Raw genomic sequence first — 26,664 nt, forward strand, 5'->3', positions numbered from 1 at the left:
ATCTTAGTGTCAGTCATGGAATTAGCAGCAGGTTGCAGTGCACCTAAAGAAAGAGATAAGAATGTAGAAACCTCCAGTATTTAGGACTTGTCTTATATTTACTGTAACATATATGATTTAAGAGTTTTTCAAATACTCGATCTTCCCCAAATCCTTATGATTATTCTGATCTGCCCGATAGCTGTCTTTGGAGGAAGCCTCGTACACACGTAAATACTGCTCCGGATTCAACAGATAATAGTTCACTTCTCCTATTCGATGAATCTCTAAATCTTCTATTCTCACCCCAGAGAAGTCCGGCAACGTGTTAATGATTCCGAATTCCACAGATTGCCCCTCCTTCGAAAATTCATGTTCATGCAGATCAATCAGCGTATAGCCCATTGACTCCATGATCTCTACAATCTCACTCCAGTTATGTATGGATGTTTCAGCAGGAACTTCCCAGCCCCTCTTATCACCGGGCACATGTATGTCGAGGTCCTGTGCGTCCCAACTCCTGTCGGTGACCACTTCCAATCCGACCGAGCCCATCAGTAGTGGTGTAATGCCAATACCATTTAGCTTCCTGGCAATTTCAATGAATTCATTATACTTTTGATGATTTGCCTTCATGGAAAAACTCCTCCCTAAGAATACTCATACGTAACCGATCCACGAACTCTCCGTTTCTCAACCTGTCCTGCCTTAATATGCCTTCTTCCACATATCCCATTTTCCTATAAGACTTGATGGCTTTTTCATTATCGATCTCCACTCTGAGCCAAATCTTGTTCATCCCGAGTTCCTCGAATCCCCAATGAAGCATTTCACGCATGGCACCCAATCCGTAACCTTTGCCCCAGTAGTTTTTATCCCCGATTGCGATACCCAGTTCTGCATGCTTATTTAAGCGGTCAATATTTTTCAAATCGATCCATCCGATGTGTTTGCCATCTTCCATCATGATTGCTTTTTGTTCATATCCATTGGATTTGTTGATGCACATGTCAATCCAGGCAAGGGTTTCTTCCCGGCTGAAGGGAGGATATTTGGCTGGCATGTTCAAGTGCTTGGTTACTTCTTTATCCAGGCACCATAGGTACCGGTCTTCTGCATCATCCATTGTTAGTTCTCTTAATGTTACGTTTGGACCTTGTGTTGTTTTCATTTGCATATTCCCTTTCAAACTCGAATGCTTCTGTAGTGGTCTAATATTTCTTTTAAAATAATTTCGTTGTATCCCGTTTTCCCATGAATTCTTTCAGCCCATTCTTCCACCATCTCAAGCTTTGTATCCTTCATAAGACCTTCTGTTGTACTCAGAAAACTCTCCCAGTTATAAAATTTCCAGTGAGCGATTTCTGATTTGTACGGGATCCTGCACTCCAGTAATGGGTGGTTCTTTATCAAATGTTGAGAATGTTCCGCTGCCTTCAGGAAGGTATCCATATCAATTCGTTCAGTCTGGAAAACTTGTCCGGATACCTTCCCATTCGGTCGATGATAATGGATTTCGATTCCTGCAGGGTGATCGAGAACCTGCACCCCTGCAGCTGGAAAGAAACCCTCTAATTTTTCTTTAATATACTGGGGACTCTTCGTATCTAGTAATATTGGATTCAACCATTGATCGCCAAGGTCACAAAGATATCGCTCCCCTTTTTCATTCAGCCCAATGACGGCCGCGTGGGCCTCTTCAGAACCAAGGTTATGACCAACTGGGTACGCCTCGATCCCATCCCTTTTAAACTCATCGAGTAACCAGAGTGCAAGATCGAAACAATTCCCGGACATCCCGAACTGTTCCCGATGCTCACGCATGAGAGAGACATCACGTTGTTTCATCACGCTTCCCTGTTGATAAAACCAGACTTTCGTTAATGTCTCCATTGGGAAATCATTAAACTTGTTCCATGTGTTTAAAATGCTATCTGAAGCAATCATGCTTGCACCCCTGATTTTATGTATGATATGAGATATCTTTTATATTCATCCGTTAACCCTACCGGCAGGTCATCCAGTTTGAAAAATTGGACTGCAACCGATTCCGTTTCATCCACTTCTATCTTTCCGCTCACGTCCTCTGTGACATAGACAGCGGTGACGGAATACAGTTCATCCCCATTCGATACCTTGAAATAATAATCCTGTCCGGAGAAGATGTTGACCAGGGTCAGCTCCCCGACCTCAAGACCAGTTTCTTCCTTCACTTCTCTCCTTGCCGTCTCCTCTAAACTTTCACCCAGCTCCATCAATCCTCCGGGGAGTCCCCAGCCACCATCGGTCCGGTGCTGAAGAAGGACTTCATGCTGTTCGTTTAGGATGATGACGACAGCCCCAGGGAGAATTAAGGGTCTGGTACCTACAAGTTTTCGCAGATCTTTGACGTAGTTCATGATTTCCCTCCTTATGACATGAATCATGACGAAGTAAGGGTGCAATTGACTTGAAAAAACCAGCCAATTACACGAATTCGACCAGTTTGAACAACTATTTATCCGACTTTGAAATGATTCAACTTGTTATCAAACTAATTTATCCGGAATAGTCATAATTCAACCTGATTCAAAATTATTTAACCTGTTTGTCGAATATTCTTTACCACTGCTTCCCCGCCCTCAGATTTCTGATTTTGGAAATAACAGCATTCACCAGAAATCCAACAATTAAATAAACCAGTAAGAATACATCCGACACTTCTTTCCAGATACACTTCGTCACTATAAACAAGGAGATTGAGCCCAGTACGGCTATCAGCCACAATCTCATGTGAAACGTTTTCTCTGACATACAATCCAACCTTCTTTTAATCTTTTGCTAAAGTAAATGTTTCCTTCTGACCATCCCACTTCACCGTGACCTCAACCTCAGTATCTTCACTCATTTTGGCATTGGTGGGACCGGATCCACTGCTGTCGCGGATCACACCGTTCTCTTCAAGGATCTCACCCGTTCTGCCAAATCCACCAATTTCTTCTACGTCATAAGCAACCTTCCCCACAGAATCAATATCATCCCCTTTGTACTTCAACACAAAATCCTGTTTTTCAAAATCACTGGACTGGTTGACGGTCAGGTCCGCCTGCCAGTGATCAGATTCACCCGAGAAAGAGAAATCTTTCGTGCTGCAGGCTGCTAAGAGAAGTATCGTTCCAACTAAGAAAAGTATTTTCTTCAGCATATACTCATCCCCTTAACTAGAATATTCCCTATGTGATAAATCCCCCTCCATCACAATCTCGCATCCCTCTTCCAATAGCTCAACGACCGTAAGACTATTGTCGTGAATGAATGGTGGATCCCATAATCTCTCTAAGGGAAGGTTTTTGAAATAAGCTAATAATGTCTTGATGACAACAGAGTGGGTAACGACTAAGAGATTCCCAGAACCGTGGATCTCACGAATCGAGTTAATGAAATTCAATACTCTGGCCTTCACCTCCTCAAAGCGTTCCCCACCAAGTGGTTGAAATAGGTGGGGGGTATTCCAAAATGAGTGAAACTCATCTGGATGATGATCCTTAATATGTGAAACCGTTTCTCCCTCCCAAATCCCCATATTGATTTCCCTCAGTCTCTCATCCAGAGTGATCGGATATCCTTGTCGCCCTTTATTAAGCCTGCCGTCAGTTCCGTTCTTTTACTTGGACTTGAATAGATGGCATCGAACGAGACCTCTTTCAGTCTGTTTCCTAACAGTGCTGCGTGTTCCCCTCCCTTTACCGTGAGATTTGAATCACTCCACCCCTGCATTCTTTTTTCCGTATTCCATTCGGTTTCTCCGTGTCTTGTAATATATAAGGTTATCAAACCAATCCACTCCATTTAAGCAGGCATGAACTAGATAACACCAAACCTCTCCAATGCAAACGTGATTCCATCTTCACTGGATTTTTTGGTCACATAATCCGCTACCCTTTTCAATTTGTCACTACCGTTCCCCATGGCAATACCAAGGCCCACCAATTCCAACATATCCACATCATTGTCCCCGTCACCGAAAGCGATGGCTTCTGATGGATGAAGACCGTAGTATGCTAATACTTTTTTTATGGCCAGTGACTTTGATACGTCTTCTTGTAATACGTTTAAAACGTATGGGTGCCATCTTCTGAAGGTTAAGTGTGGAAACTTCTGCTGATAGGATTTCACCACTTCATCACGTGCAAATAAACACATCAAGTAGACATCCTGTTCACCAATAAGATCGTCCCTCTCTGGATATTCATCCAACGACAACGTTTCCTTCAATGCCCTGGCTATTTCTTCTTCCTCTACCCCATTCATACTGAAACGTTCTGTATAGAAAGAAAGTCCATGCTTGCCATGGGCAAACCCCACAATCTCCTTCACCAGATTCCGGTCCATGGGAACCTTATGAATGACTTCTTCTCCATGTTTCACATATCCGCCATTTGCTGTGATGAACGTATCGATTCCTAAGTCTTTTATTTCCCCGCACATGGATAATGGCCGGCCTGTTGCTGCCACCAGTTTGAACCCTTTGTCCTTTAGAGTCCGTATGGCATCTTTCGTTTCATCTAATATGTTTCCAGTTTCGTGGTGTGTAATCGTTCCATCGATGTCAAAGAAAACGATTTTGTACTTCATTTGTTTCCTCCTGTACCAACAGTCTTATTACTGACAATTCCAATTATTCCAGTTTACTGACAGCAACTCAATGATTAGTTGTAAAAAGAAGAAGCTTCTCCTTCGATAGGGATAAGCTTCTCCACTCCTCACACATGATGAATGTTCCTTGTTTCTTCAATCTGTTCAAGATGACCTTTAGCATGACCTGCTACCATTTTGATCATTCTCCTGACGGTGAGTTCACCCTGGTCTTCTGTTTGAATCTTTCTATTAAGGGGGTCAGGTATACTCTCGCAAAGATTGAGTATGTGGTGCCTTATCAATTTAAACAAGGCAACTTCCGTCTCAATAGATCGATGTGTATAATGGGTACCCGATTCCCATTCATTAGGATCGTATGGATTGTTTTTATAATTCCTGCCATCTTCAGCAAGGGCAAACTTTATGCGATGGAACATCGTGAGATCCGAATCAATGAAGTGCAGAACGGTTTGGCGGATGGACCATTTCCCTTCAGCCCTAACCAGATCTAAATCAGCTTCAGATAGTCCCTTTAGAGCGGTATCAATCCTTTCGATTCCATCTTGATAAAGAGACAGTATCTCTTTATCTGCCATAAACAGTTCTTCCCAATGGGAGACAATGTAGCCATCTGGATCCTTTACCATGATTAATTGACCAAACCCGGGATCTACTTCCAGTTCAAAATCAAGCTCTTCTCCCTTGAATGTCTCCTTCAGTTTCTCCACTTCCTCACCCATTATATAAAATCGCTGCCCGGGATCAGGTTTTACAAACGCAACATCCGTATACTGCTTGAAATCAACATTGTCACCCTCTGAAAATAATATAGCTCCCCCACTTGGAAAATTCCACTGGGCAACAGATCCCTTTCGCCACTCCTCACTCCAACCAAATACTTGACGATAGAATGAAAGAGACCGTTCAAGATCATCCACCTTTAAAACCAATCTTGGCTTTGCACGTAGCATATTTTCACCCCTATAAATAGATTAACGTTCATTACTAACCCTGGTACCCTGATGAAAAACCATCTGCCATCTTTCATCTATCACTTTCCAAATGGAACTCCTTAATGAGTGTTGCTGCATTTCCTCATTGCAAATTCTATAGGTAGCCAATACGATTTCATCGGATAAGGGATGGATGTCGAAGTGGTCCATTGTCATCCGTACTGACCCTATGCCTCCATCACTGATTTCCTCATCTTTATAAAGAATCTTACCGGAACTGCCTATTTCAAAAAAATCATCTGCAAGAATCCGGGTAAGCTCTGTTTTGGATGCACGGATTTCAGGTTTTAAGAGATCCAATTCCAGTTGTTGAAGTTTCTTTTTTAGTTCTTCATTTACCACTATCTTTTTCTCCTTTCGACTTGTCTAATGAATCCCATACTTATCTAGAACCTCCTTTATAACGTCGTGAATCGAGACAACAATGTGATAAATCCATCTATATTGATCTCTCTGTAAACAATTCACTACTTGTTCGTACTCGCTTTTCTCCAGCAATACAGAAAGTTCATTAAGTTCGAGCCAATTGATGATGAGATAATAGGCAGATTCGTTAATGATGACAACCTTGTAAAGAAATAATTCTTTAAATATACTTTCTTATCAAAAAATCCAACTCTGTTCTAACCCGAATCTCATTAACCGTATTGCTTCTACAAGTTATGTGAATGCCCACTGCTACTCACCAAAATATCTCTTATTTCCATAATAGAAGACACAATGGCATACGGAGTATGGTCCGTTGGTTTTTCTTCCTCTCTAAAATTGACCCATATCGCTTCCATTCCGGCCTCCATGGGTCCAACTACATCATGCGTCCACGAGTCACCTATGAATATCGTCTCTTCAGGTTTCTTATTAAATGCTTCTAGAGCAATAGTATAAATCCTTGAATCAGGCTTTCTAATACCTAATGGCTCTGCATGAATGATTTTATTTTGAGTGAAGATATCCCCTAATCCCATGTTGATTACTTTTTGCTGAGGGTCATAAAGTCCGTTTGTAACAATTCCTACTTCATAATTCTTCTTCAGTTCATTCATCAAATTTAATACGGGCTCATCGGCAGTAATACAGTTCATACTTGCGTTAAGAAAAAGTGATTCAAGCTGATCGATTTCCTCAATGTCTACTTTCACCTCAAAGGAATCAAGAGCACTCTTCCATCTTTCTCTTTTAAATTCAAATGTAGTTAGTTCACCACTTACAAGTTTATCGATTAGAGATCTTGGAGGTTGTTTTATTTTCTTCAGAAATTGTTGTTCATCCATTCCCTTTGTCTTTGGGTGTTCGGCAAGAGTCTGAACCAGCCCATCGTCAAACCATGAGGTATTTTCAAGCAACGTGTCATCCAGGTCAAATAAAAGAAGGCTATATTTTTTCATTGGCTTATCATCCCTTCGAAATGTTTTACAGAATTCAAGTTGTGTCTATGGGTGAGAAACGAGGAGTATGAACAACGTTGAATACCTGAATACTAAAGCTGTCTCTTCAACACAACTTCCCCCCACATTATTTCACCCGTCTTCTCAAACCCCAAACTCTCATACAGCCCAATCGCTCTCTCATTTTCCGGTTCAGCACTTGTGAATAGCTCAATACTTCCGTATGCAAGTGTCAGCCGTTCCAAAAGCAATTGTGTTGCGGTTCTCCCATACCCTTTTCCCTGATGTATCTGATCAATCATGAGCCGGCTCATTTCCATCCGCTTGCTTTCAAGGTCTATCCCATACATGACAAACCCTACCATATCCTCCCCATCATAAATGGCCAGGGGATATTGATCGACTACGTATTTTGACTGCAACAATGAATAAGCGTTATCTGCCACAAAATCCTTTTGAAGTTCAGAAACAGACAGGGTTATACATTCCTCCCAGTTGTCAGCATTGATTTCCTTTAAAGTCAGATTCACCATAATCACTCCTTACGAATGAAACCGTCCCATCACCAAGGTATCGTAGTAACGCCCATCCGATAATAATTTATCTCTTTTCAAAACTCCCTCAACTTCAAAACCGTTATTCTTATAAAGCATGATGGCTTTTTCATTGGTTTCAAGCACATTCAAAGTCATTTTCTTGATGTTGTTGTCATCTGCCCAGCGCATGCTCTCTTTTAATAGATTTTTCCCGATAGCGTATCCCCAGAATTCCTGCAGTACGCATACCCCAAACTCTACCTTATGAGCGACCCGCTTTAGTGTTGTCCCCTCACATCTGGAGAAACCGGCAATCCTGTCCCCGACTTCACAAACCAGGAAGAGATTTCTCGGACTCTCTGAATCTTCTTTGATGAGTTGAATGAAGCCCTCTTCATCTATGTACGCCTCTCCTCTTTCCCTGTCCATGTTTTCGGTTTCCCCGTCTGCCTGGAGCCGGACTTCTGACAGTTTCCGAGCATCTTCTTCTCTTGCTGACCTTATGATATAAGGTAGATGACGAATGTGAAATTCTATAGGGCGAATAATGATATTGATCCACTCCTTGGACTTGTTCTCAATATACTCTGAAACCATTATCCATTAATTTCTAATTCCTAACAATAGGTAACTTCAAGAAGTAGCACTTGAATACCTCCCCAGCCCTTTCATCCAAAAGAATCTCGTAAATAGCGAGACTATTAAAGTCACCAATAACAATCCCACCATCTGAACCAATGAAACCCCATGAAACAGAGCATACGTCGGAACAGCTGCCACAATACCAACAGGAACCAGGGTATAGAGCAGCCACTTAATCATCGATGGATATAGATCAACCGGATACTTTCCCATCGTCCATATACTCGAAAACAGGATAAAGCCACCGCCAGTTCTTCCGAGCCAGAAAGATAATGTGCCGATCCACATTCTGAAGGAGTAGCTGATGATGAGGGAGCACGATAACAAAAGGACAAACTGAATGAAATGAAGAGGCACCAACTCATCAAAATGGAAAAAGACTGCTCCCGTTATGACGGAGATAAGTAAGGGTTTGAAGTCGTTGGGGACGTTGAATGAGTTGGTGACTTTTTTAGAGGGGGTAGATTATTTTAGTGAAGAGTCTGTCCATCCCTCTAGTTAAGTATCACTGGTTTATAAGATTTTTTTCAACACAAGGTCTTGCAAAAATAAAAACATCCCCCACCCACATACTCCGATTCCAATAGATAAAAATAAGTTAATTGAGTGCTGAACCCCAATATAAACGATGACTAAAAGAATCGCGATGGCCGGAAATCCCCAAAGCACGCCTAATGCAAATTTGCCAATTTCAGTGGTTTGTTCTCCTTGGATGTACAACCATATTAGACTTAATAAACTTACTAAAGGCAATGCTGCAATCACTCCGCCATATGAAGGAAATCTTCTGGAAATTTCAGTTACCACACCTATCACGACTGCAGATGCAATTATTTTTGCCATTACATACATTCTTTCGCCCTCTGACTTAATAGTTGAAGAGCCTCTTTTACAAGCTTCTCTTCTTCGCCGTTCAGCTGTTCCAGAATCTTTGCCAATTTCTTTTCATCCAAGCTTGTATTCCTATGTAGGACTTTTTCACCTTGTTCTGTTAAGCTCAGAATTACTCTTCGTTCATCAAGGGGGTCTCTCCCTTTCCTTAGATACCCCTTTCCAATCATTCTCTTTACATGTTCTGATGCAGTATTGTGAGAGATCTGCAGGCTTAATGAGATTTCATTTACTCCAACATCTGATTTCTTGTCAACAAGTTGCAGAATACGTACCACCTGGTGAGAGATCTTATCTTGATGGGGATAGTGCAGGTGGAAATAAATATCGGTCCAATATTGATTTAGTAACTTCGCTTTATCATTCATAGCCACACCTCTTATATCGTTTATGAAGATTATATCGTAACAAACGATATAAAACAATTATTAATATATAAAAAAGCTGAGAATCCTTATTAGATCCCCAGCATTCCAACCATATTCATCTCTGCGACGGCCACGAACCCTGCATCTTCCTCAACTGCATGATTTGCCCCGTGTGATACGCATCATGAAGCATGATATCCAGAAGCTTTTCTTCGAGAGAATCTTCTTCGATCTTTGCTTCTGTTGTTTTTCTGAGCGCTTCTCTTAATCCTCGATGTGCGGTTTCAACACGTGCAACGACTTCGCGCCATTCCTTATCGTCATGAACTTGTTCAGTCAGGTAGAAGGTATCATTGCCGTCAAGAGTGTTTGTCCATTCACGCCCTTCCAACCTGGCCGTCAATCTCTCTTTATAGTAAATCAGGTGGTTCACATTTTCCCAGATCGTTTTGGTCGCTTCCCCGTCCGGCTTCCAACAAGCTTGTTCTGCGGTGAGCCCTTCGATTGCCGGTTTGAATGGGGCATACCAGCTTTCCTGGTCGTATGTCGTGTCGAGCATTCGTAAGAGCAGGTCCGTTCGAGTCATTTTCATCTTCCTCCTTCAAAATGATCTTCCACCAATAGTACTTCACCATAAAGGAATAAACTCCTCTATTTCACGCTACACATAATGTAAGCCATCCTGGAAAATAGTAAGAGAATATCAGTAAAGGAGAATCACAATGAAAAAAGCCCTCCTCATCAGCGTTATCCTTACTCTTTTATTTCCTGCAGCCTCCTCCGCATCTGTGGAAAGTCAGGTAATAGCTGCTTTTATCAGAAATGGTGATGTGTGGATCTTACAAAATAATAAAGAAAAACAAATAACGAATTCAGGAAATATCCACTCTCCGCCCAAATGGTCAAAAGACGGCACGTGGCTTGCCTATCAAGTAGAGGCTTCCACTGAGGGGCAGTCTGAGCTATGGACATACAATCTCAAAACCCGTAATAAGAAGAGAATTTCGGATAGCGGCCATTCGGCGGAATGGGCTCCCCATAAAAACCATCTCTCCTATATAAAGAACGGAATCTTAGATATTTCAGACCTCAACCGATTCTACAACATCGCCACCGGGGTCAGTGACTACACGTGGCTTCCGGACGGCAGTGGATTCCTTCTATCATCATCTGGAACCCTCAATCCGGATGGATGGTCTAGCGCGTCCTTGTTCATAAAGAAAGTCGGCGATAACTATGAGGATATTGTTCTTTTTGGAGGAGTGAAGCCATTCTTTACTCTCCCACGGGAAATCGGTACAAATGATCAAAACAAACTGATTGCGGTCTATGCCGAGCAACTCACCTATTCGCCGAGCGGCAAGTGGATTTCATTCGTTGTGTCTCCAACCGCTTCGTGGTCCATGGACAGCAATATGGTGTGTGCCATTGATAAAGACGGGAAAAATTTCGAGGTGTTGGACGAGATGATTTTGGATGTCGGCCAGCCAAAATGGTCACCTTCAACAGATACGTTAGCTTACATCGCAGGCGGTGGGAGAATCGTATTCGGTTTTAAAAATAAGGACCTTAAGGTAAAGGAAATGCCGGTTTCAGGAACGTATACACCCGCTCATTACGCTGATCTTGATTTTGACTGGATGTCCGATAAGACGCTTGTGGTTTCGAGACTTAAGGAACAGGCATGGACAAACGATTTCAGCAAGCACCCGCTGCCTGCTCTTTACACCTTGAATATGGTTTCAAAGAAACAAATAAAAATTACGAGTCCCCCTGAAGGATTCGGTGATTATGCCCCGCAGTATATCCCATCCATTGGTAAACTCGTTTGGTTAAGGGGTACATCTCTTACTGATATGAAAAGGGATCTTTGGATCGGGAATCCGGATGGGGCTGAAGCTGGGGAATGGATTCGGGATGTTGAGAAGGTTGTTTTCTACACAGGTTGATTCAAACATCTTGCGCGGGATGTGCTTTCGTTTAAAGAAAATTCGACATCCCGGCATGATTATTTGTAATCTCGCATGATTATTCTTATTCTCACATGAAAAATCCAGATCTCGCTCGATTATCTTTCATTTGGCATGATTTCTTTCAAAACCCGCATGATTCTCCTTTCCAGAAGATAAAAGATAAAAAAACCAACCCTGTGGCATGTCCCGGCCCCTATTTCTAGCTAAAACAGACAATCATAACGGAAAAACAGAGTACTAAACATTAATTTCAACTCTCAATGAGTAATTTCCATCACAACCACATCAAACAATTCGCCATCAGCATACAACAAAAACGCCCACTCTCCGCTTTTAGGAATCGTCACAGACGACGGAGCATGAACATCCGCACCGTTATTCTTCCCGCCGAGACGGATCGTCCAACTCTCACCATTATCTAATACGGGGTATACGGTACCTGAGTCTTTATGATAACCAACAACAGTCAGATCTGAAGCGTCCGTATTCCAAAGATGCCACATCCATTTTTGACCGGACAGGCTTGGCATATCGGCCCCGATGATACCGGACTTCCCTTCATTCCCGATCATATTCTGTCCAAAGGTGGTCGCTTTTTGATCCCAATTGATCGCATCAACATCACTCTCTTGAACGTAGGAAGGGATATCATCAGGTAACGTGACATGGGGCTCCACGTTTTCATTTACGTTGACCACCACTTCACCGTACCCCCTGTCGTCAAGGTAGACTTCATATTTCCATATCCCGCTATCAGGAACCTGAAAACTAGTGGTGAAGCGCTGCAAGCTTGAGTACCCCTTTGAAGGCTGTGTGATTGTTTGAGGGGCCACCACTTCTACTCGTTCTCCTGTATTTTTTTGAATCGCAGAAATAGAGAGTTCTTTTCCTTTATACGTGTCAAAAGGTTCTTTGAAACTAAAAATATATCCATATGCCTTACCCGCCTGCAGCTCGGGGTCAGGTAAGATGCTAAATAAAACTTTGTCATTCTCTTTATACTCGTGATGGACTTTCCACGGATCCCGACCCCCGTTACTCCCGCCACTCTCCTTCACCCACAGTTCTGTTGAAACAAAGAAGCCAATTAGACAAAGGGCCACAGCCGTCATGATGTAAATAATGAGTGGATTTGGGCTTTTATTTGCCACTGGATTGTGAACGGCATGACGAATCTTGCTTTTTTGGATATCCGTGAAATGCCGGCCTTTATGCGTCGTAGTATCCATTGCTCTCTTTAACTCAGCAAGCTTACGTTCCATCCTGTTCCCACCTTTCCATTATTTCTTTGAGCTTCCCTCTGCCTCTATTCAACCTTGTTTTGATTGTGTTTCCGTTAAGGCCCAATAGCCCTTGTATCTCATCGATGGAACATTCTTCATAATAATAAAGAATAATCACTTCCCTATATTTAAGGGGTAAGTCCAGAACGCTCTTTGAAAGAACCTCTTCCTCACTTCGTTTCACTAAACTCATTTCCGGTAACGCTTCCTGTGAAGTAAAAACAGAAAACAGGCTCGAATTCATCACCACTCTCTTAAACGCCGAACTCTTCAGGACATCCTTCGCCCGATTGATGACGAGTCGATAGATCCACGCTTTAAATGAATGAATCTCATCTATTTTTTCATAATGTCTGAAGCATGTAACGAAGACTTCCTGCACGATGTCTTCAGCCAGACTCCAGTCTTTCACATAGTTATAAGCCAATTTCGTCAGCCGTTCTCCGTACTCATCCATGATGCTTTCAAGCCACGCATCACGGTCTGAGTTCTCTGCATTCTTGACCTTCCTCACACGATCCTCACCTCATTCCCTTTAATGCTAAGACGAATCAAACAGATTCTGGTTTCAATTTTTCCAGAAAAAACTATCCTTAACTGCATTCAACAAGCATAGCGGAGTATCCTTTGATTAATCCAGAAAATAACATATACTTTTAATTGATTAGAAGGAGGGGATTTTCATGGCTATTCATCATAAAATCATCGGAGAAGGCTTTCCCATCGTGATGGTCCATGGATGCTCACTGATAAACTCAGTCATAACCCCTCTTATAAAAGAACTCTCAAAAAAAGAGCCCACATGTTTTCACATTGGACTCTCATAACAAGTTGTAGACCTCAGATTAGCGCGCAGTCACCTCGAACTTATCATCAGCAGGATTGGAACTGTACTGTCCTGCATTCTGGTACCATCTGTTATTGGAGTTCATCATCGTTTGAATGCGAGTGGTAGCCGTGGCGGCAGAAGGTCCGGTCAGCCCGGTGGCTACACCATTCCTAGTTTCGAGCGGTGCCGCGGAGCTCATGGAATAGAAGTACCAATCACGTGCTGCACCGTGCTTGCCGACTTGGTCGAAGGCAGATACATACCAGGGCTTCAGCTCGGCGAACGCCGTCAGCTGGGTCATACCGTTATTACTGTCTCCGAGTCCTACATCGGTGATGGCACTTGACTTATATTGTTCAAATACCACCCCTTTTGTTTTCAACTGCGTGACGTATTCACGGGAGAGTTCTCCGGTCCATTTACCGCCTAAATAGCTTTTTCCATCTTTTGACCAAAACGGATCAAGGAGAGCTACCCGCTTCGGCCTCAAGTTTGATGCCATCTTACCGCTGTCCACCTGGTCGCTGATCAATTTAGCACCATTTGTGACCATTTGGCTTCCAAGTGAATGTCCCGCGAGGCGTACCTCGCTTCCGGTGAAGCCCTGCATGGCTTGTTTGTACGTATTGACAAACACCTGGGCCGCTGACACGGTTGGTGATCCCTCTGTGCTGTATGTTCCGTCTTTCTTCCGCCAACGCATGCCCTGTGGGCCGGAGGTTGACCAAATCTTAGCTTCAGCATCCTTCACTTCACTTTCGTCTGCGAGCTGACTCCAATAGAAGATCCCTATGTTCCAGCCTTTTGAAACCCAGTAGTCCACAGTGTTTACGTCCGGTCCATTGATTGGATCATTTTGTTTAGGATTGAATGACTCACGTTTCAAGTATGCGGTGGAACCATTTTGCCAACCGTGAATGTAAATGACAGTTGGCCTGTTTGCATTGAAGTATGCATTCGACTGCCCATCAATAAATTTTTGCGAAACATTTCCCGAACCGAACCAGTAGATACCGGTGTCCAGGGTTTGTCCATCATAGGCAGCTAAAGTGGGGGCAGGAAACCAAGGAACGATCACAAACAGCAAAATCATACTGATAAAAACCTGGCGGAACTTCTTCAAATCATCAACCTCCGAATATCATTTTTGTTACAATATTCAGTATAAGTTAATAATCAGAATTTTCAATACAATGTCGCACAAAAATGAATGCGCTTACAAAAGTAGTCTTATTTAGACAAGGTTAGATCTTTTTCATTTAAAATAATAATATAAGGGTAGCTGGAACATGACTATATAATGATAAAGAAAACGGTCAGCAGCCTGGGCCACTGACCATTTCGCTTTTGGTTTATCGTTCATCTTCTTCTTTGAACATATCAAGTACCTAGATCCGTTCAAATGCACTCACCCCATCCAATCCCAATTCTCCCTATCATCCAAATCCATATGCCGAGGAATTCTCTCATGGGGTACCTCTCCCTCATCATCCAGATAATAGTGCCTGATGGGCTTCAATTCGTCATCCAATTCATACACAAGGGGGATGCTATTTGGAATGTTGAGGCTGACGATTCCGTCGTCAGGTATGTGATCAAGATATTTAACGAGTGCCCTGAGCGTATTTCCATGCGCTGAGATGATGACACGCTGATTGTTCCGGATGCTCGGGACAATTTCTTCATGCCAATAGACAAGTGTCCTTTTTTCCGTATCAAGTAGGCTTTCCGATAAGGGCATATCCTCCTTAGGTACAGATGCATATCTGGGATCAGAAAGATTCCCTTGATGACCCTCTTCTGAAATCACTGGTGGCCGGATATCCGCTGATCGTCTCCATTCATGCACCTGTTCTTCTCCAAATTTCTCCGTCACGTCATCTTTATCCAGTCCCTGAAGACCACCATAATGCCGTTCATTCAATCTCCATGATTTATGGACGGGGATCCATACCAGATCCATTTCGTGCAAAGTGATCCACAATGTCCGGACGGCACGTTTTAAGACAGATGTGTAGGCAACATCAAAATCAAACCCGTGTTGCTTCAGGACCGCTCCTGCCTTTCTAGCCTCGTTATAGCCGTCATCGGTCAAATCCACATCGGTCCAGCCGGTAAACCGGTTTTCAAGATTATATTGGCTCTCGCCGTGTCGGATCAACACAAGCTTCTTCATCTATACCACCCCAGGTCGTTTTTTTCAGTATGTGCATGTTGGATTAGAAATATTGAGTAATTTAGGAAGTATTGTACCAAAATAAGACTAACCAATTTTGGAGAGGAGACGGTGTGATGTTTAAACAGAACGCTGGTGAAAAATTAATTGAACTCTTGATCGAATGGGGAGTCGACCATATTTACGGTATGCCGGGTGACTCCATCAATTCGATTATTGAACCACTTCGGAAGAAACAGGATAAAATTAAGTTCATTCAAGTCAGACATGAAGAAGCAGGGGCATTGGCCGCTGCTGCGTATGCAAAATTAACGGGGAAACTGGGTGTTTGCACGGCGATTGCCGGTCCAGGGGCGATCCATCTTCTGAACGGCCTGTATGATGCCAAGCTCGATAAAGCTCCAGTATTGGCCATCACCGGCCAAGTGGAAACGGACCTGTTAGGGACGGACTCCTTTCAAGAGGTGAACCTTGAGAGGATGTTTGACGATGTCGCCGTCTATAATCAGCGCATCATGTCTGCTGAGCAGCTCCCTGCCGTTGTGAATCAAGCAATCCGGACGGCCTATGCGAAAAAAGGGGTATCCGTGCTGACGATTCCGGATGACATACCCCGTTTTGAAGTGGGGAATGAAGCTCGCGTAACGGCCCATTTTGCTGTAAAGCAAGACATCTCACCGCTTCCTGAGGATTTACTAAGAGCGAAAGAGATCATTGAGGGAGCTGAAAAGCCGATCATCCTTGCCGGAAAAGGGGTTCATGGGCATCGGGAAACATTATTATCCTTTGCTGAAAGAGTCGGGGCACCGATCGTGTTGACCCTCCCTGGTAAAGGGGTCATCCCTGATAAACATCCGTATTGTTTAGGAGGTCTCGGTCTGATCGGGACCAAGCCTTCTTATGAAGCCATGCAGGAAGCCGATATGCTCATGATGATCGGTACTTCATTCCCGTTCACGGGGTTCCTGCCTGACAGTGCCAAGACGATTCATATTGATATCGATCCCACCCAAATCGGGAAGCGCTACCCGGTGGATGTCGGTCTTGCAGGTGATGCCGGTACCTCCCTTAAATGGCTGACTGAGCATGTTGCAAGAAATGAAAATCGGGAATTTCTCGAGAAAAATCAGGAACGAACGAACAAATGGTGGGAGAAGCTAGAGGCACAAGAAGAGAACGGATCGGTTCCTCTCAAGCCTCAGCGACTGATTCATGCATTGAAAGAAGTTGCTTCCGATGATGCCATCCTGTCTGTGGATGTTGGAAACGTAACGGTGTGGATGGCGCGACACTTCCCAATTACCAATCAATCCTTTGTCATCTCAAGCTGGCTCGCGACGCTTGGCTGCGGTCTGCCTGGTGCCATCGCCGGTCAAATCGCCTATCCCAATCGACAGGTGTTTGCCATTTGCGGCGACGGCGGATTCGCCATGACCATGGCCGACTTCGTAACGGCAGTCAAATATGACTTACCCATCATCGTCGTGATTCTAAACAACCATAAGATTGCCATGATCAAGTTCGAACAGGAAGTAATGGGGAATATCGAATTCGGCACGAACCTACAGAACCCTGACTTCGCAAAATACGCTGAAGCCTGCGGTGGAGTCGGATACCGCGTCGAACGCCCGGAGGATATCCTGCCATCACTCCAAAAAGCCATACAACAAAGAAAGCCATGCATCATCGACGTCGTCGTTGACGCCGACGAAGCACCAATGCCTGCCAAAATCCAATTCTCCCAGGCAGCCGGCTACACCAAACACATGCTCAAACAACTGTTTGAAGAAGGGAAATTTGACCTTCCGCCACTATAGGAAGAGGGACGGACCTTGCAATGCAAGGTCCGTCCCTCTATTTTATTGAGAATCAAGGTCCGTCCCTCTTATATTAGAGGAGGGGGGCTAACCTTTCTTAACTTCCATTTTCTTTTTCTATTTAAGGTTATTAGGTAAGTTCTTTCTCTAATATTCTCTTATGTTCTCGAGCAAGTTTTAGCAACACAAATTCATCATTTTGCAGTTGCTTCATAATCTCTCTACTTTCTCTCAAAGCTACATTATACATGCTTACAGTAATCTGTCTGTTTTCAAATGACTGCTCCAGCTCACCCTCATCAAGCAGAAGGATTTCCCCAGAGGGCAGCACCACTATATCCAAGAAGAGATCATCCATCCAAGGAACACCATCATCCACTCCATTTTCCAGGCATACATCTATGTACCACTGTACGATCTCCCCACTCGCATCAAACATAGTAGTAAGAGAATGATGTTTCCCCCTGGGAAAGTGCTGGAGCCACATATATCCGTTATCAACGATGTATATATCTTTGTCTCCATACCGGGTGGTTAATGGCTCCTTCACTTTCACTGTATTTAACAGAGTGATGCACCCTTGGAATTCCTTCGTGTTAAGTCGGGTTTGAGCGTATTTTCTCTCTGTTACCCGCTTCCAATCGGCACGGTTACCAAACTTTCTTTTTAGCATTAAAGATCCTCCACTAGAACGTCTTCCACTTCACTTATCATTTAGGCAAATTCATCTGCCATGATACCCCAAAACGGTCATTCAGCCAGCCAAATTTCTTACTGAATCCATAATCTCCAAGTGGCATAAGCGCTTGACCACCTTCATTCAATCTCATAGATCATCTCAAGTTCTTCTTCCGTATCGCATGTCAAAAAGACAGAAAAAGAAGGAGTGAAATCAAACTGATGCTTCACATTACTGTCAATGCACATAAATTCCTGCCCCTTCAACGTGAACGTCGCCTGCATGACCGTCCCTTCAACTCCGCTTTCATTTGCACCATATTTGGCTATATTAGTAATGGATGAATCTTCAATCAATGATGTATAAAAGTTCATTGCTTCCTCGGCATTTCCATTTTGAAACATTAAAAATGGTGTGACTTTTTCCATGGTTGATCTACCCCTTTCAACTATTTACTATAGTGTTGCTGAATGTGAGTAACCCTTCTAATCTGATTAATTAGCCAACCCTAAAAGATCAGCAACCATATCCGCACTTCCAGGTGTAAACATAAAAATAGAAAATCCAATTAACGCAGCACCCACTAAACCATAGAAGAACACCTTTGGCTTTAGAATGAACCCCTGCCTAAACGCCTGTAAAACTGCTCCAACGATCAGAAAAACTCCGATAAAAAGAATAGCAAAATAATAAACCCCCACTATATCACTCCATTCATAAATTTAATCCACTAAAAAGAAATTCCTGCATTCAGATTCATCTAAATTCAATTTCATAACTGTAGCTTCACCTCTGCACTCATATCTAGCAGGTTTGAGTTTGAGGTCTTGAAAGATCATCGGGGTAATGCGAGAATCTGCTTTTCGGGTGGTGTTATTATAAATCGGTAAGCGGTACATTCCCCATATCTTTCATTATTCTTCTCAACGATTTCAATTGATTCCTTGTTTATTTCCAGGAAACAGCGTTTTTAATTCCAATAAATCCTCAATGACCACATCAGCCTGAGCAAGCTCCTCTTCCCGGGCAAAGTCAAAGCGACAGCCAACGGAAAGCAAACCATTGTCCTTCCCAGCGTGGATGTCCGATAACCGGTCCCCTACCACAGCTCCACTCGTCATTTCGTATTTCTCTACAATACGCCGGACTAAATCTGACTTATTCATTGATTCAATATGCTGAATACTGAAAGTTTCAGACACCCATTTGTCCAGGCCATAGTAATCGACAATCGCTTTCAAATATTCAGCTAACCCGTTACTGGCTATGTAAATGACGTAATCATTCTCTATTAAATGGCTGAAAACCTCCTGAACATGAGGGTATAGGGCACCTTTTCCTTCCCTGATATTTAGAATTAACCTTTCCAGGAAAAAGGCATCGGTCTGAGCTCTTTCTTCTGAGGAATGGTTGGGCAGCAATGTTTCCCATACCTTTGGCAATGGGACACCCATGATCTCCCGGTATTTCTGGATCGGTGTTTCCTCATCCCATTGGTCTAATGATCGTAACCGTTCAAAGGCATCATCCAGAGAAGCTTCTAATATTTTGTCTGTTTGAAAGAGTGTTCCATCCATGTCGAAAATGAGTGCTTGTGTCATGTTTGTTGTTCCTTTCTTGAGTAAATCATTGAAATCCGCCTATGTCGGAAAGTACTCCATAGGCTCAGTACAGTGGACGTAACCATTCTTCTTGTAGTAATTCACCGACTCATCACTTGGCCAAACGATTACAAACTCGTATTCTCTGTCTTTTATCCACGTATTTATGTTTTGCGCCACTTTACTTCCAACGCCAGCATTTCTGTATTCAGGAATCGTATACACGTTTGTCATATATGCAAATGGTCTCGTTATTCTTCCTGGCCTCGGGACCTTATGGACCAATTCAATGTAAATATGTGACGCCAGTGTTCCTTGATCATCAGCAACCCAAATGAACCACTGATTATTTCTTAGAGCATCTTCTAAAAAGCGTCGGCATTCTTCCGCAAACTCGTCGTACGACTCATGCTTTTTGCTTTCGTCAAATTCAATCGTATTATCCCATCTCATCTTGATTAACTGTTCTATGTCCTTTGACTCTGCCAGTCTTACTTCCACCGCATTGCACCTCGCATTACAAATTTCATCACTAAAAATTTCAAAGCCCAATCACACTACCAAAAACGGCAGCTCCCCATCCACCAGAACGTGAATGACGTCTTGCCCTTAAATCATGTACACCCACCTAGGGCCCTGTCCCACAAGCCACTTCATACTTCTCACTCTCTTTCAGCTTTGTATAACAAATAGTGGCCGTCTCACCAGTCGGACTATTATAGTCATACCAGTACACATCGTATTGCTGTCCATATTCTTGATCCTGATACTCGCCTTTTTTAATGAAGGCAAAGAAGCTTTGATAAGGGTGGCCATCCTTGTAAATCGCTTCTCTCAAAGCAGACCTCGGTGAATCAGCATGATGGACCCTTGGAGCAAGTATTGGCGGCAGGACCAACAACACCACAACAACCAGTAAACCTATTGTTAAAACCTTTCTCCTCTTTTTCACATTGTCCCTCTTTTCTTCGATCCAATCTATTCCAATTATTCCAAAAACTCTTTCAATAGACAATCGGTTTGTAAAACTTTTATCAATTTGAAATTCACCATTTCCACTTCCTACCATTCATACTATAATACTATATTGTGACAGGAATATTTTTACACAGAGCAGGCCCTTACATAATTTTTACACGTATTTAAGAATACCTTGCCCTGCTCCTCCGTAAAATGAATTTTGTGGCACGATGAATTACGTCTCAAGACCTAGGTGAATATTGGCCTGAAGGTGGCTGTGATACCGTCCGTATTACAGTATCTTAGAAAAGAAGGTTCACAACCAAATCAGTAATAGGGGGGAAACACATGCAAGCTATAACCAATTGGGTATTCCGCAATAAGGCAGCCATGACACTATTTATTATCATCACGTTGCTTATCGGCATTATTAGTTATTTCCGTCTGCCAATGGAATTCTTGCCTGAAGCGGATAATCCACAAGTAACAGTCGTCACCCTGGGGCAGGGGTATGACGCAGGCTCCATGACAACCAACATCACGGAACCCGTGGAACAGGCCGTCGCATCCATTTCAGGAAAAACATCGATCCTGTCCACGACCGGGGAGGGATATTCCCAGGTTACTATCAACTTTGATTCAAAAAGCGACATGAAAGAAGCTAAAAATAAAGTGGAGGATGCCATCAAAGGGATACGGCTGCCCGAGGGAATCGGAGAACCACAAATCTCCCAGCTGAATACCTCGATGATTCCAATCGGCCAAGTATCGGTGACATTTGATGACGGATTGACGAAAGAGAACCTGGATCTCGTCAATGACGAATTCAAGCCGCTGTTTGAGAATCAATCCGGCTTGTCTCAAGTAACTCTAGCCGGTGAAAATAGTGCCCGGGTACAGATCAATCTTGATCAAGACAAACTCGAGAAGTTACATATCCCGGTTAACGCGGTGATGGGAGTACTTCAAGGGCAGGATGTATCTGCCTCTGCCGGAAGCACCACGATCGATGGTCAGAAGAGTACGATCAACGTTACGGACAATTTGACTTCCGTTGACGCATTGAAGAACTTGTCCGTTCCGTTACAAGTCCCGAATGCTCCTGTCGTCAAACTGAAAGACATCGCAACCATTGAAAAAGTGCAAGCAGAAAACACCATCACTCGTGTAAACGGAAAAGAGGCCCTGGCCATCGTCCTATTCAAAGAGAGTGATGCCAGTGCCGTTACAGCTGGAGAAGAAGTAAAAGACACGGTCGATCAAATCAACAAGGACTATGACGGTGTCGAAGCGACAACGCTGTTCACCACAGGGGAAATGGTGGAGAACTCAGTCAACAGTATGGTACGCGAAGTAGCACTTGGTACATTGTTCGCAACGCTTGTGATTCTTTTATTCTTAAGAAAATTCAAGCCGACCCTGATTACCGTCGTCTCCATTCCATTATCACTCTGTATCACGCTATTCCTGCTCTGGTTATCCGGTGTCACACTGAACATCCTCACACTGGGAGGAGTCGCGGTGGCGGTCGGACGACTGGTCGATGACAGCATTGTCGTCGTCGAGAATATATTCAGGCGCAGCCAGAATGAGAAACTGACCAAACAGAATGTGCTGCTCGCGACACAGGAAGTTTCCCGTGCAATTACGTCATCCACTCTGATTACAGTGGCTGTGTTCCTGCCGATGGGACTCGTCAACGGATCGTTGAAAGCGTTCCTGCTTCCGTTCGGCTTGACTGTTACGTATTCGTTACTCGCTTCCCTGCTTGTAGCCGTTACAGTCGTGCCATTGTTAAGCCGTGGCATGTTGAAAAATACAACTCTGCCAAAACATCACACGCCGCACCGTTATGTAAATGTGCTGCGATGGTCACTCAATCATAAATGGGTTCCGATCCTATTAGCCATTCTTGTATTTGGAGGGTCCATCGCTCTTTATATCACTTTACCGAAAGCAGCAACGAGCGCGAATGACGCATCGTTTGTAGCAGTCACGATGGAATTCCCGAGTGCTACGCCGCAAGATACCATGAAGCAGCGTATGACAGACTTCGAAGACACCATTTCGGAATTTAAAGGATACGACTATTTAATTACACAATACGGATCCAGTGAAGAAAATGCTCAATACGGAGCAGTTAGTGACCCAGACACGGTTTTCTACACCGTCATCATGAAAGAGGGATCCGATGCGGAAACCTTCATTGAAAAAGTGAATGCCACGAAAAAGGATGAAAAAGGTGTGACCATCACGGCATCACCATCGTCCATCTTCGGAGGCTCATCCAACTCCAGCATCACCTATGACGTCGTCGGAAATGACACGAATGAACTTCTGACCACGTCCAAAACGATCATGGATCAGATCAAAGATGTAGATGGAGTGAAGAAAGTCTCGAGCAACCAGGAAAAAACGTCTCCAGTCTTCACCGTGAACGTCAACACGGAGAAAGCGAATGCCCAGCAAACGGCGATGCAAATCCGTTCTTTATTGAACCCACAGCCGATAGGAGCCATCAACCTGGATGATGTAACGACACCTGTATTTCTGGACGCAGGAGTCAATCCTGAATCCACATCCGATTTGAAAGACTTGACGATCGCCACAAACGAAGGCATCCAGCCTCTTACAGAAGTGGCATCCATCACGGAAGAAGAGAAACCAAGTACCGTCCTGCATAAAGACGGAGACTTATATGTCCGGATCACAGCAGAAGTCGATCCTGAAGAACTATCGGTCATTTCGAAAAATATCGATTCCGAAATCAAGGGGATCGATTTACCAAAAGGCGTCTCTCTTGATACCGGTGGCGCAGCAGCCCAACAGGCAGACGACTTTAAGGACCTAGGCATGACGATGCTTGCTTCCATCATGATCGTCTACCTGATCATGGTCCTAACATTTAAGACGTTGAAAGCACCACTGGCCATTTTGATCACCTTGCCGCTCGCCTCAATCGGGGCCGTCCTCGGACTGCTCATTGCCCGTGTTCCTGCAGACGCAACTGCGCTTATTGGAGCGTTGATGCTGATTGGGATTGTTGTGACGAACGCCATTGTCTTGATTGACCGCGTCAAGCAGAATGAGGAGACGATGATCATACGTGACGCAATCTTAGAAGCGTGTGGCACCCGCCTCCGTCCGGTCGTCATGACGGCGATTGCGACCATCTGTGCCATGCTACCGCTTCTCTTCGGTCACACGGAAGATGGAAGTCTCGTATCGAAATCGCTTGCTGTTGTAGTCATCGGTGGTCTTGCAGGTGCTACGGTGCTGACGCTTGTTGTTGTTCCTGTGTTTTATGAATTGCTGTATTTCAGGAAGTCTAAGCGGCAACGTGCTCAGCAGTTGGAGAGCGAGGAGAAGGTCGCTCAGTAATAAAATTATGATGCGCTGAGGGTATTATAAAAAAAGGTGCTTATCCTGTTCTGGATAAGCACCTTTTGGTTTTTGATTTAGTTACCGGATGATTGAATTTTTCAGCTGCTGATTATTCGCATATTTTCAGCTGCTGATTTAATTGAAAAATTCACCTGCTGTCAATTCACATAATTTAAGCAGCTGAATCCAACCAAATCGATCCCTTAAAGATACTTTCATCTAACCTTCCTCATGACCGAACGTGAGATAGAATAATTTATTATCCAAAAAAGGACAGGTATAAACGAGAATAGTAGAAAATAGAATAATGAGTAACTATCCCATTCAAGTATCACTTTCAGATTTCCTGTCGGTACCAATATTAATAAGAAATACATTATAGAATGCAGCAAAAGTGAGTTCCAAATAAAACGAGTTCTCTTTAGAAGAAGCCAATCCATAAATAGTGATATCGGTAGCCCAACAATGAGCATAGTCAAGAAAGTGATTGGCAGATAGATTATATATCCTAATAGTTCAAAATCTCCCTCAAACATGATAAAAATGGTGTTTGCCAAAAAGCTGCACATGGTAAGAGATAGTAGTTTATTTAATGGCTGATTGTAAATCTTCAAGGTGTACCTCCTGATTGTAAGTAATTCAGCTGCTGAAGATTCGCTTATAATCAGCTGCTGATTACAGCAATAAAATCAGCAGCTGAAACCAAAAAACGCCTCGCAATATCAGTTAATACCAGAATAGATTAGAGGATATCCACACTATTCATAGAACTTATGTATAGACTAATAAATAGAATAGGAGAAGATACGAAGTGAGAGATCAATTAATTCCGGCTATGATTGCTTTTGTATTAGTCTCAGCTCTATCCCCTTTGTTCATTGCACTCCTAAGAAAATTAAAGCTCCTTCAACCAATACGAAAAGAACTTCCTTCCAATCATCAAATAAAAAAAGGTACGCCGTTAATGTTTGGAATCATTCTCTTTATAGGAATTATCGTATCTTTATTTTTTTCACCTACCCCATTGATGTTTTTCTTGGCCATTACCTACATCCTATTCAGCTTCATTGGCTTTCTCGACGACTTTTGGAAAGCGTCCCGTCAAGACCCTGGCGGTGTATCAAGTAGAACGAAGCTTATCTTCCAATTTCTTTTCACAGGTGCCCTGCTTTACTATGTGATGAATGAAATGGGTATAGATACGACAATTGGTATCTATCAAGATTTCTCTATTGATCTTCCAATGGCTCTGTATCTCATTGTCATCACATTATTTGTGGTGGCCTCTGCCAATGCGATTAATTTTACAGACGGATTGGACGGGCTGTTAGGGGTTGTCGCTATCCCAACATACTTTTTCTTTTTTATGATTTCAGACAGTAGTGAGGTAAAGCTTTTCTGTTTAATCATGATTGGATGCTTACTCGGATTTCTTATTTATAATATCTTTCCTGCCAAAGCTTTTATGGGTGATACGGGCTCATTAGCGATTGGGGGCTCCCTTTCTTTTCTAGCTGTCATTGAGAAAGTCGAAATCCTCATTCCCGTTTTATTCTTTATCTATTTTGCAGAACAGTTGTCGGTCATCTTGCAAGTGACCTCGTTTAAAACGACAGGCAAACGGATCTTCAGGTTTACCCCGATCCATTATCACTATGGCATAAAATATGGGTGGTCTGAAACCACTATTGTCACCGTCTTTGGGTTTGTTTCATGGATTTGTACGTTTATCTGTTATGCTTATTGGAAGTTTGTTCTGCTTCCATGATTGTAAGAAGGAACTTCAATAGGCGAAGTTCCTTCTTTTAATCCGCCCTGTGCTTTTAAGGTGATATGCGGTTCAACGATGTCATCAATGAAATTGTTCTTCCATTTATTTCGAAAAGCTGAGATCCTGCTTTTGTATTCTTCTGGTGGATTGATACCTATAAAATAGTTCAAGTGACCTCTCCTTTTTCTTAAAGTGTTGCTTTCTCTAACATTCTATTAATAAATTTCCCCTTGCCTCGCGTATAAGCCTGTCGATCACTTACCGACCTTGTTAAATCCCTTTTAATCTTTTCATATTCGATTATGTACTCTGGGTTATTGCGCAAATAATCCCTGAAAGCTAAGTGCCTCGCAAGTTCTTCACTATCTTGGTGACATACATAAAGATGGTGATGCATCCAGCGCGTACCTGTTCCATCCCACGGAGTAAAGCTGTCTTTTCTGCCAAAGGCTTCTCTACCTTCATAGCTTCATTCTTCTTGGTGAAAGTAACCGAGTTCTTCAAGTTTACTAATCACTTCAGGCAAGAGTTGATCGTTAGCTATGACAAGATCGATGTCTAATATCGGTTTCGCGCCAAGGCCCTGTATTGAGGTGCTTCCTACATGTTCGATATCTATGACTAAGTTTTTTAATGCTTCACTGATAACAAGTTTAATGGTTTGAAATGCTTCTGCCCACTGTTGATCATATGGGGCAATCTCTAAACCTGAATTCATCGCCGACTCCTCCTATTATCAAACCGACCTATACATAAGAAT

At 43.1% G+C, this 26,664-nt stretch carries 29 protein-coding genes and 4 pseudogenes; 4 read left to right on the top strand and 29 right to left on the bottom strand.

Annotated elements, in window-relative coordinates:
• Positions 1–117: 117 nt before the first annotated feature.
• The 17 genes and pseudogenes from JI667_RS06420 to JI667_RS06500 all read right to left on the bottom strand — a co-directional run bounded on the left by JI667_RS06420 (position 118) and on the right by JI667_RS06500 (position 10,017).
• Positions 118–615 (bottom strand): phosphoribosylanthranilate isomerase, encoded by a 498-nt coding sequence (locus tag JI667_RS06420; protein WP_206851301.1) that lies wholly within the window; start codon positions 613–615, stop codon positions 118–120.
• On the bottom strand, positions 590–1,150 hold the full coding sequence (locus JI667_RS06425; protein ID WP_206851304.1) for a GNAT family N-acetyltransferase: 561 nt from the start codon (positions 1,148–1,150) through the stop codon (positions 590–592). The genes JI667_RS06420 and JI667_RS06425 overlap by 26 nt, the downstream gene beginning before the upstream one ends.
• Positions 1,151–1,164: 14 nt before the next feature.
• The gene (locus JI667_RS06430; RefSeq protein WP_206851305.1) at positions 1,165–1,926 is read right to left on the bottom strand and encodes a hypothetical protein; all 762 of its coding nucleotides are present in this window, start codon (positions 1,924–1,926) and stop codon (positions 1,165–1,167) included.
• A complete protein-coding gene (locus tag JI667_RS06435; RefSeq protein ID WP_206851307.1) occupies positions 1,923–2,378 on the bottom strand; it encodes an NUDIX hydrolase in 456 nt (151 codons plus the stop codon). Before JI667_RS06435 ends, JI667_RS06430 begins: the two co-directional genes overlap by 4 nt.
• Positions 2,379–2,580: 202 nt before the next feature.
• Entirely contained in the window at positions 2,581–2,772 is a 192-nt protein-coding gene (locus JI667_RS06440) for a hypothetical protein (RefSeq protein WP_206851309.1), read from the bottom strand.
• A gap of 16 nt (positions 2,773–2,788) precedes the next feature.
• The gene (locus JI667_RS06445; RefSeq protein WP_206851311.1) at positions 2,789–3,163 is read right to left on the bottom strand and encodes a hypothetical protein; all 375 of its coding nucleotides are present in this window, start codon (positions 3,161–3,163) and stop codon (positions 2,789–2,791) included.
• Positions 3,164–3,175: 12 nt separating this feature from the next.
• Positions 3,176–3,807, bottom strand: a pseudogene (locus JI667_RS23130) (histidine phosphatase family protein).
• Between the two features lie 15 nt (positions 3,808–3,822).
• The gene (locus JI667_RS06455) at positions 3,823–4,593 is read right to left on the bottom strand and encodes a Cof-type HAD-IIB family hydrolase (protein WP_206851313.1); all 771 of its coding nucleotides are present in this window, start codon (positions 4,591–4,593) and stop codon (positions 3,823–3,825) included.
• Between the two features lie 128 nt (positions 4,594–4,721).
• Positions 4,722–5,567 (bottom strand): DinB family protein, encoded by an 846-nt coding sequence (locus tag JI667_RS06460; RefSeq protein WP_206851314.1) that lies wholly within the window; start codon positions 5,565–5,567, stop codon positions 4,722–4,724.
• Between the two features lie 21 nt (positions 5,568–5,588).
• Positions 5,589–5,954, bottom strand: a complete 366-nt coding sequence (locus JI667_RS06465; protein ID WP_414635225.1) for a DUF4440 domain-containing protein — start codon at positions 5,952–5,954, stop codon at positions 5,589–5,591.
• A gap of 308 nt (positions 5,955–6,262) precedes the next feature.
• Complete coding sequence (locus JI667_RS06470; RefSeq protein ID WP_206851318.1) at positions 6,263–6,994, bottom strand: HAD family hydrolase; 732 nt, start codon at positions 6,992–6,994, stop codon at positions 6,263–6,265.
• Between the two features lie 92 nt (positions 6,995–7,086).
• On the bottom strand, positions 7,087–7,527 hold the full coding sequence (locus JI667_RS06475; RefSeq protein ID WP_206851321.1) for a GNAT family N-acetyltransferase: 441 nt from the start codon (positions 7,525–7,527) through the stop codon (positions 7,087–7,089).
• A 9-nt stretch (positions 7,528–7,536) separates the two neighbouring features.
• Positions 7,537–8,082 (bottom strand): GNAT family N-acetyltransferase, encoded by a 546-nt coding sequence (locus tag JI667_RS06480; RefSeq protein ID WP_206851835.1) that lies wholly within the window; start codon positions 8,080–8,082, stop codon positions 7,537–7,539.
• 81 nt (positions 8,083–8,163) lie between these two features.
• The gene (locus JI667_RS06485; RefSeq protein WP_206851324.1) at positions 8,164–8,529 is read right to left on the bottom strand and encodes an ABC-2 family transporter protein; all 366 of its coding nucleotides are present in this window, start codon (positions 8,527–8,529) and stop codon (positions 8,164–8,166) included.
• A gap of 156 nt (positions 8,530–8,685) precedes the next feature.
• Positions 8,686–9,024: a DUF3147 family protein gene (locus JI667_RS06490; RefSeq protein WP_206851325.1), complete on the bottom strand. Its 339-nt coding sequence runs from the start codon at positions 9,022–9,024 to the stop codon at positions 8,686–8,688.
• Positions 9,015–9,431: a MarR family winged helix-turn-helix transcriptional regulator gene (locus JI667_RS06495; RefSeq protein ID WP_206851328.1), complete on the bottom strand. Its 417-nt coding sequence runs from the start codon at positions 9,429–9,431 to the stop codon at positions 9,015–9,017. The genes JI667_RS06490 and JI667_RS06495 overlap by 10 nt, the downstream gene beginning before the upstream one ends.
• Before the next feature lie 115 nt (positions 9,432–9,546).
• The gene (locus tag JI667_RS06500) at positions 9,547–10,017 is read right to left on the bottom strand and encodes a DinB family protein (RefSeq protein ID WP_206851329.1); all 471 of its coding nucleotides are present in this window, start codon (positions 10,015–10,017) and stop codon (positions 9,547–9,549) included.
• A 136-nt stretch (positions 10,018–10,153) separates the two neighbouring features.
• Between JI667_RS06500 and JI667_RS06505 the strand changes: the two genes are divergently transcribed.
• The gene (locus JI667_RS06505) at positions 10,154–11,380 is read left to right on the top strand and encodes a PD40 domain-containing protein (RefSeq protein WP_206851330.1); all 1,227 of its coding nucleotides are present in this window, start codon (positions 10,154–10,156) and stop codon (positions 11,378–11,380) included.
• A gap of 281 nt (positions 11,381–11,661) precedes the next feature.
• On the opposite strand, the gene JI667_RS06510 is transcribed toward JI667_RS06505, so the two are convergent.
• The 4 genes from JI667_RS06510 to gpmA form a co-directional block, all read right to left on the bottom strand.
• On the bottom strand, positions 11,662–12,666 hold the full coding sequence (locus tag JI667_RS06510) for a hypothetical protein (protein WP_206851331.1): 1,005 nt from the start codon (positions 12,664–12,666) through the stop codon (positions 11,662–11,664).
• Positions 12,656–13,201, bottom strand: coding sequence for a sigma-70 family RNA polymerase sigma factor (locus JI667_RS06515; RefSeq protein ID WP_206851332.1), 546 nt, complete (start codon positions 13,199–13,201; stop codon positions 12,656–12,658). The genes JI667_RS06510 and JI667_RS06515 overlap by 11 nt, the downstream gene beginning before the upstream one ends.
• 331 nt (positions 13,202–13,532) lie before the next feature.
• Positions 13,533–14,639, bottom strand: a complete 1,107-nt coding sequence (locus JI667_RS06520; protein ID WP_206851333.1) for a hypothetical protein — start codon at positions 14,637–14,639, stop codon at positions 13,533–13,535.
• Positions 14,640–14,924: 285 nt separating this feature from the next.
• A complete protein-coding gene (gene gpmA / locus JI667_RS06525; RefSeq protein ID WP_206851334.1) occupies positions 14,925–15,692 on the bottom strand; it encodes a 2,3-diphosphoglycerate-dependent phosphoglycerate mutase in 768 nt (255 codons plus the stop codon).
• A gap of 116 nt (positions 15,693–15,808) precedes the next feature.
• Between gpmA and JI667_RS06530 the strand changes: the two genes are divergently transcribed.
• Positions 15,809–17,509: a pyruvate oxidase gene (locus tag JI667_RS06530; protein ID WP_206851336.1), complete on the top strand. Its 1,701-nt coding sequence runs from the start codon at positions 15,809–15,811 to the stop codon at positions 17,507–17,509.
• A 130-nt stretch (positions 17,510–17,639) separates the two neighbouring features.
• Here JI667_RS06530 and JI667_RS06535 read toward each other — a convergent pair whose 3' ends face one another.
• The 6 genes and pseudogenes from JI667_RS06535 to JI667_RS06560 form a co-directional block, all read right to left on the bottom strand.
• Positions 17,640–18,182 carry a DUF402 domain-containing protein gene (locus tag JI667_RS06535; protein WP_206851338.1) on the bottom strand — a complete coding sequence of 181 codons (543 nt, stop codon included), beginning with the start codon at positions 18,180–18,182 and terminating at the stop codon, positions 17,640–17,642.
• Between the two features lie 37 nt (positions 18,183–18,219).
• A pseudogene (locus tag JI667_RS06540) lies at positions 18,220–18,616 on the bottom strand (VOC family protein).
• Between the two features lie 66 nt (positions 18,617–18,682).
• Entirely contained in the window at positions 18,683–18,889 is a 207-nt protein-coding gene (locus JI667_RS06545; protein WP_206851340.1) for a hypothetical protein, read from the bottom strand.
• Positions 18,890–19,120: 231 nt separating this feature from the next.
• Positions 19,121–19,804: pseudogene (locus JI667_RS06550) on the bottom strand (HAD family hydrolase); the annotation flags it as partial.
• 24 nt (positions 19,805–19,828) lie between these two features.
• Positions 19,829–20,290, bottom strand: coding sequence for a GNAT family N-acetyltransferase (locus JI667_RS06555; protein WP_206851344.1), 462 nt, complete (start codon positions 20,288–20,290; stop codon positions 19,829–19,831).
• Between the two features lie 127 nt (positions 20,291–20,417).
• Positions 20,418–20,741: a hypothetical protein gene (locus JI667_RS06560; RefSeq protein ID WP_206851346.1), complete on the bottom strand. Its 324-nt coding sequence runs from the start codon at positions 20,739–20,741 to the stop codon at positions 20,418–20,420.
• Positions 20,742–21,097: 356 nt separating this feature from the next.
• On the opposite strand from JI667_RS06560, the gene JI667_RS06565 reads away from it, so the two are divergent.
• Positions 21,098–24,130, top strand: coding sequence for an efflux RND transporter permease subunit (locus JI667_RS06565; RefSeq protein WP_206851349.1), 3,033 nt, complete (start codon positions 21,098–21,100; stop codon positions 24,128–24,130).
• An 838-nt stretch (positions 24,131–24,968) separates the two neighbouring features.
• Positions 24,969–25,901, top strand: coding sequence for a phospho-N-acetylmuramoyl-pentapeptide-transferase (locus JI667_RS06570; protein WP_206851836.1), 933 nt, complete (start codon positions 24,969–24,971; stop codon positions 25,899–25,901).
• Here the strand turns inward: JI667_RS06570 and JI667_RS06575 are convergent.
• Positions 25,874–26,074 (bottom strand): hypothetical protein, encoded by a 201-nt coding sequence (locus tag JI667_RS06575; RefSeq protein ID WP_206851351.1) that lies wholly within the window; start codon positions 26,072–26,074, stop codon positions 25,874–25,876. The genes JI667_RS06570 and JI667_RS06575 overlap by 28 nt on opposite strands.
• A gap of 17 nt (positions 26,075–26,091) precedes the next feature.
• A pseudogene (locus tag JI667_RS06580) lies at positions 26,092–26,622 on the bottom strand (GrpB family protein).
• Between the last annotated feature and the right edge of the window lie 42 nt (positions 26,623–26,664).

Source organism: Bacillus sp. NTK074B (genome assembly GCF_017303375.1).
Lineage (GTDB): Bacteria > Bacillota > Bacilli > Bacillales > Bacillaceae_B > Rossellomorea.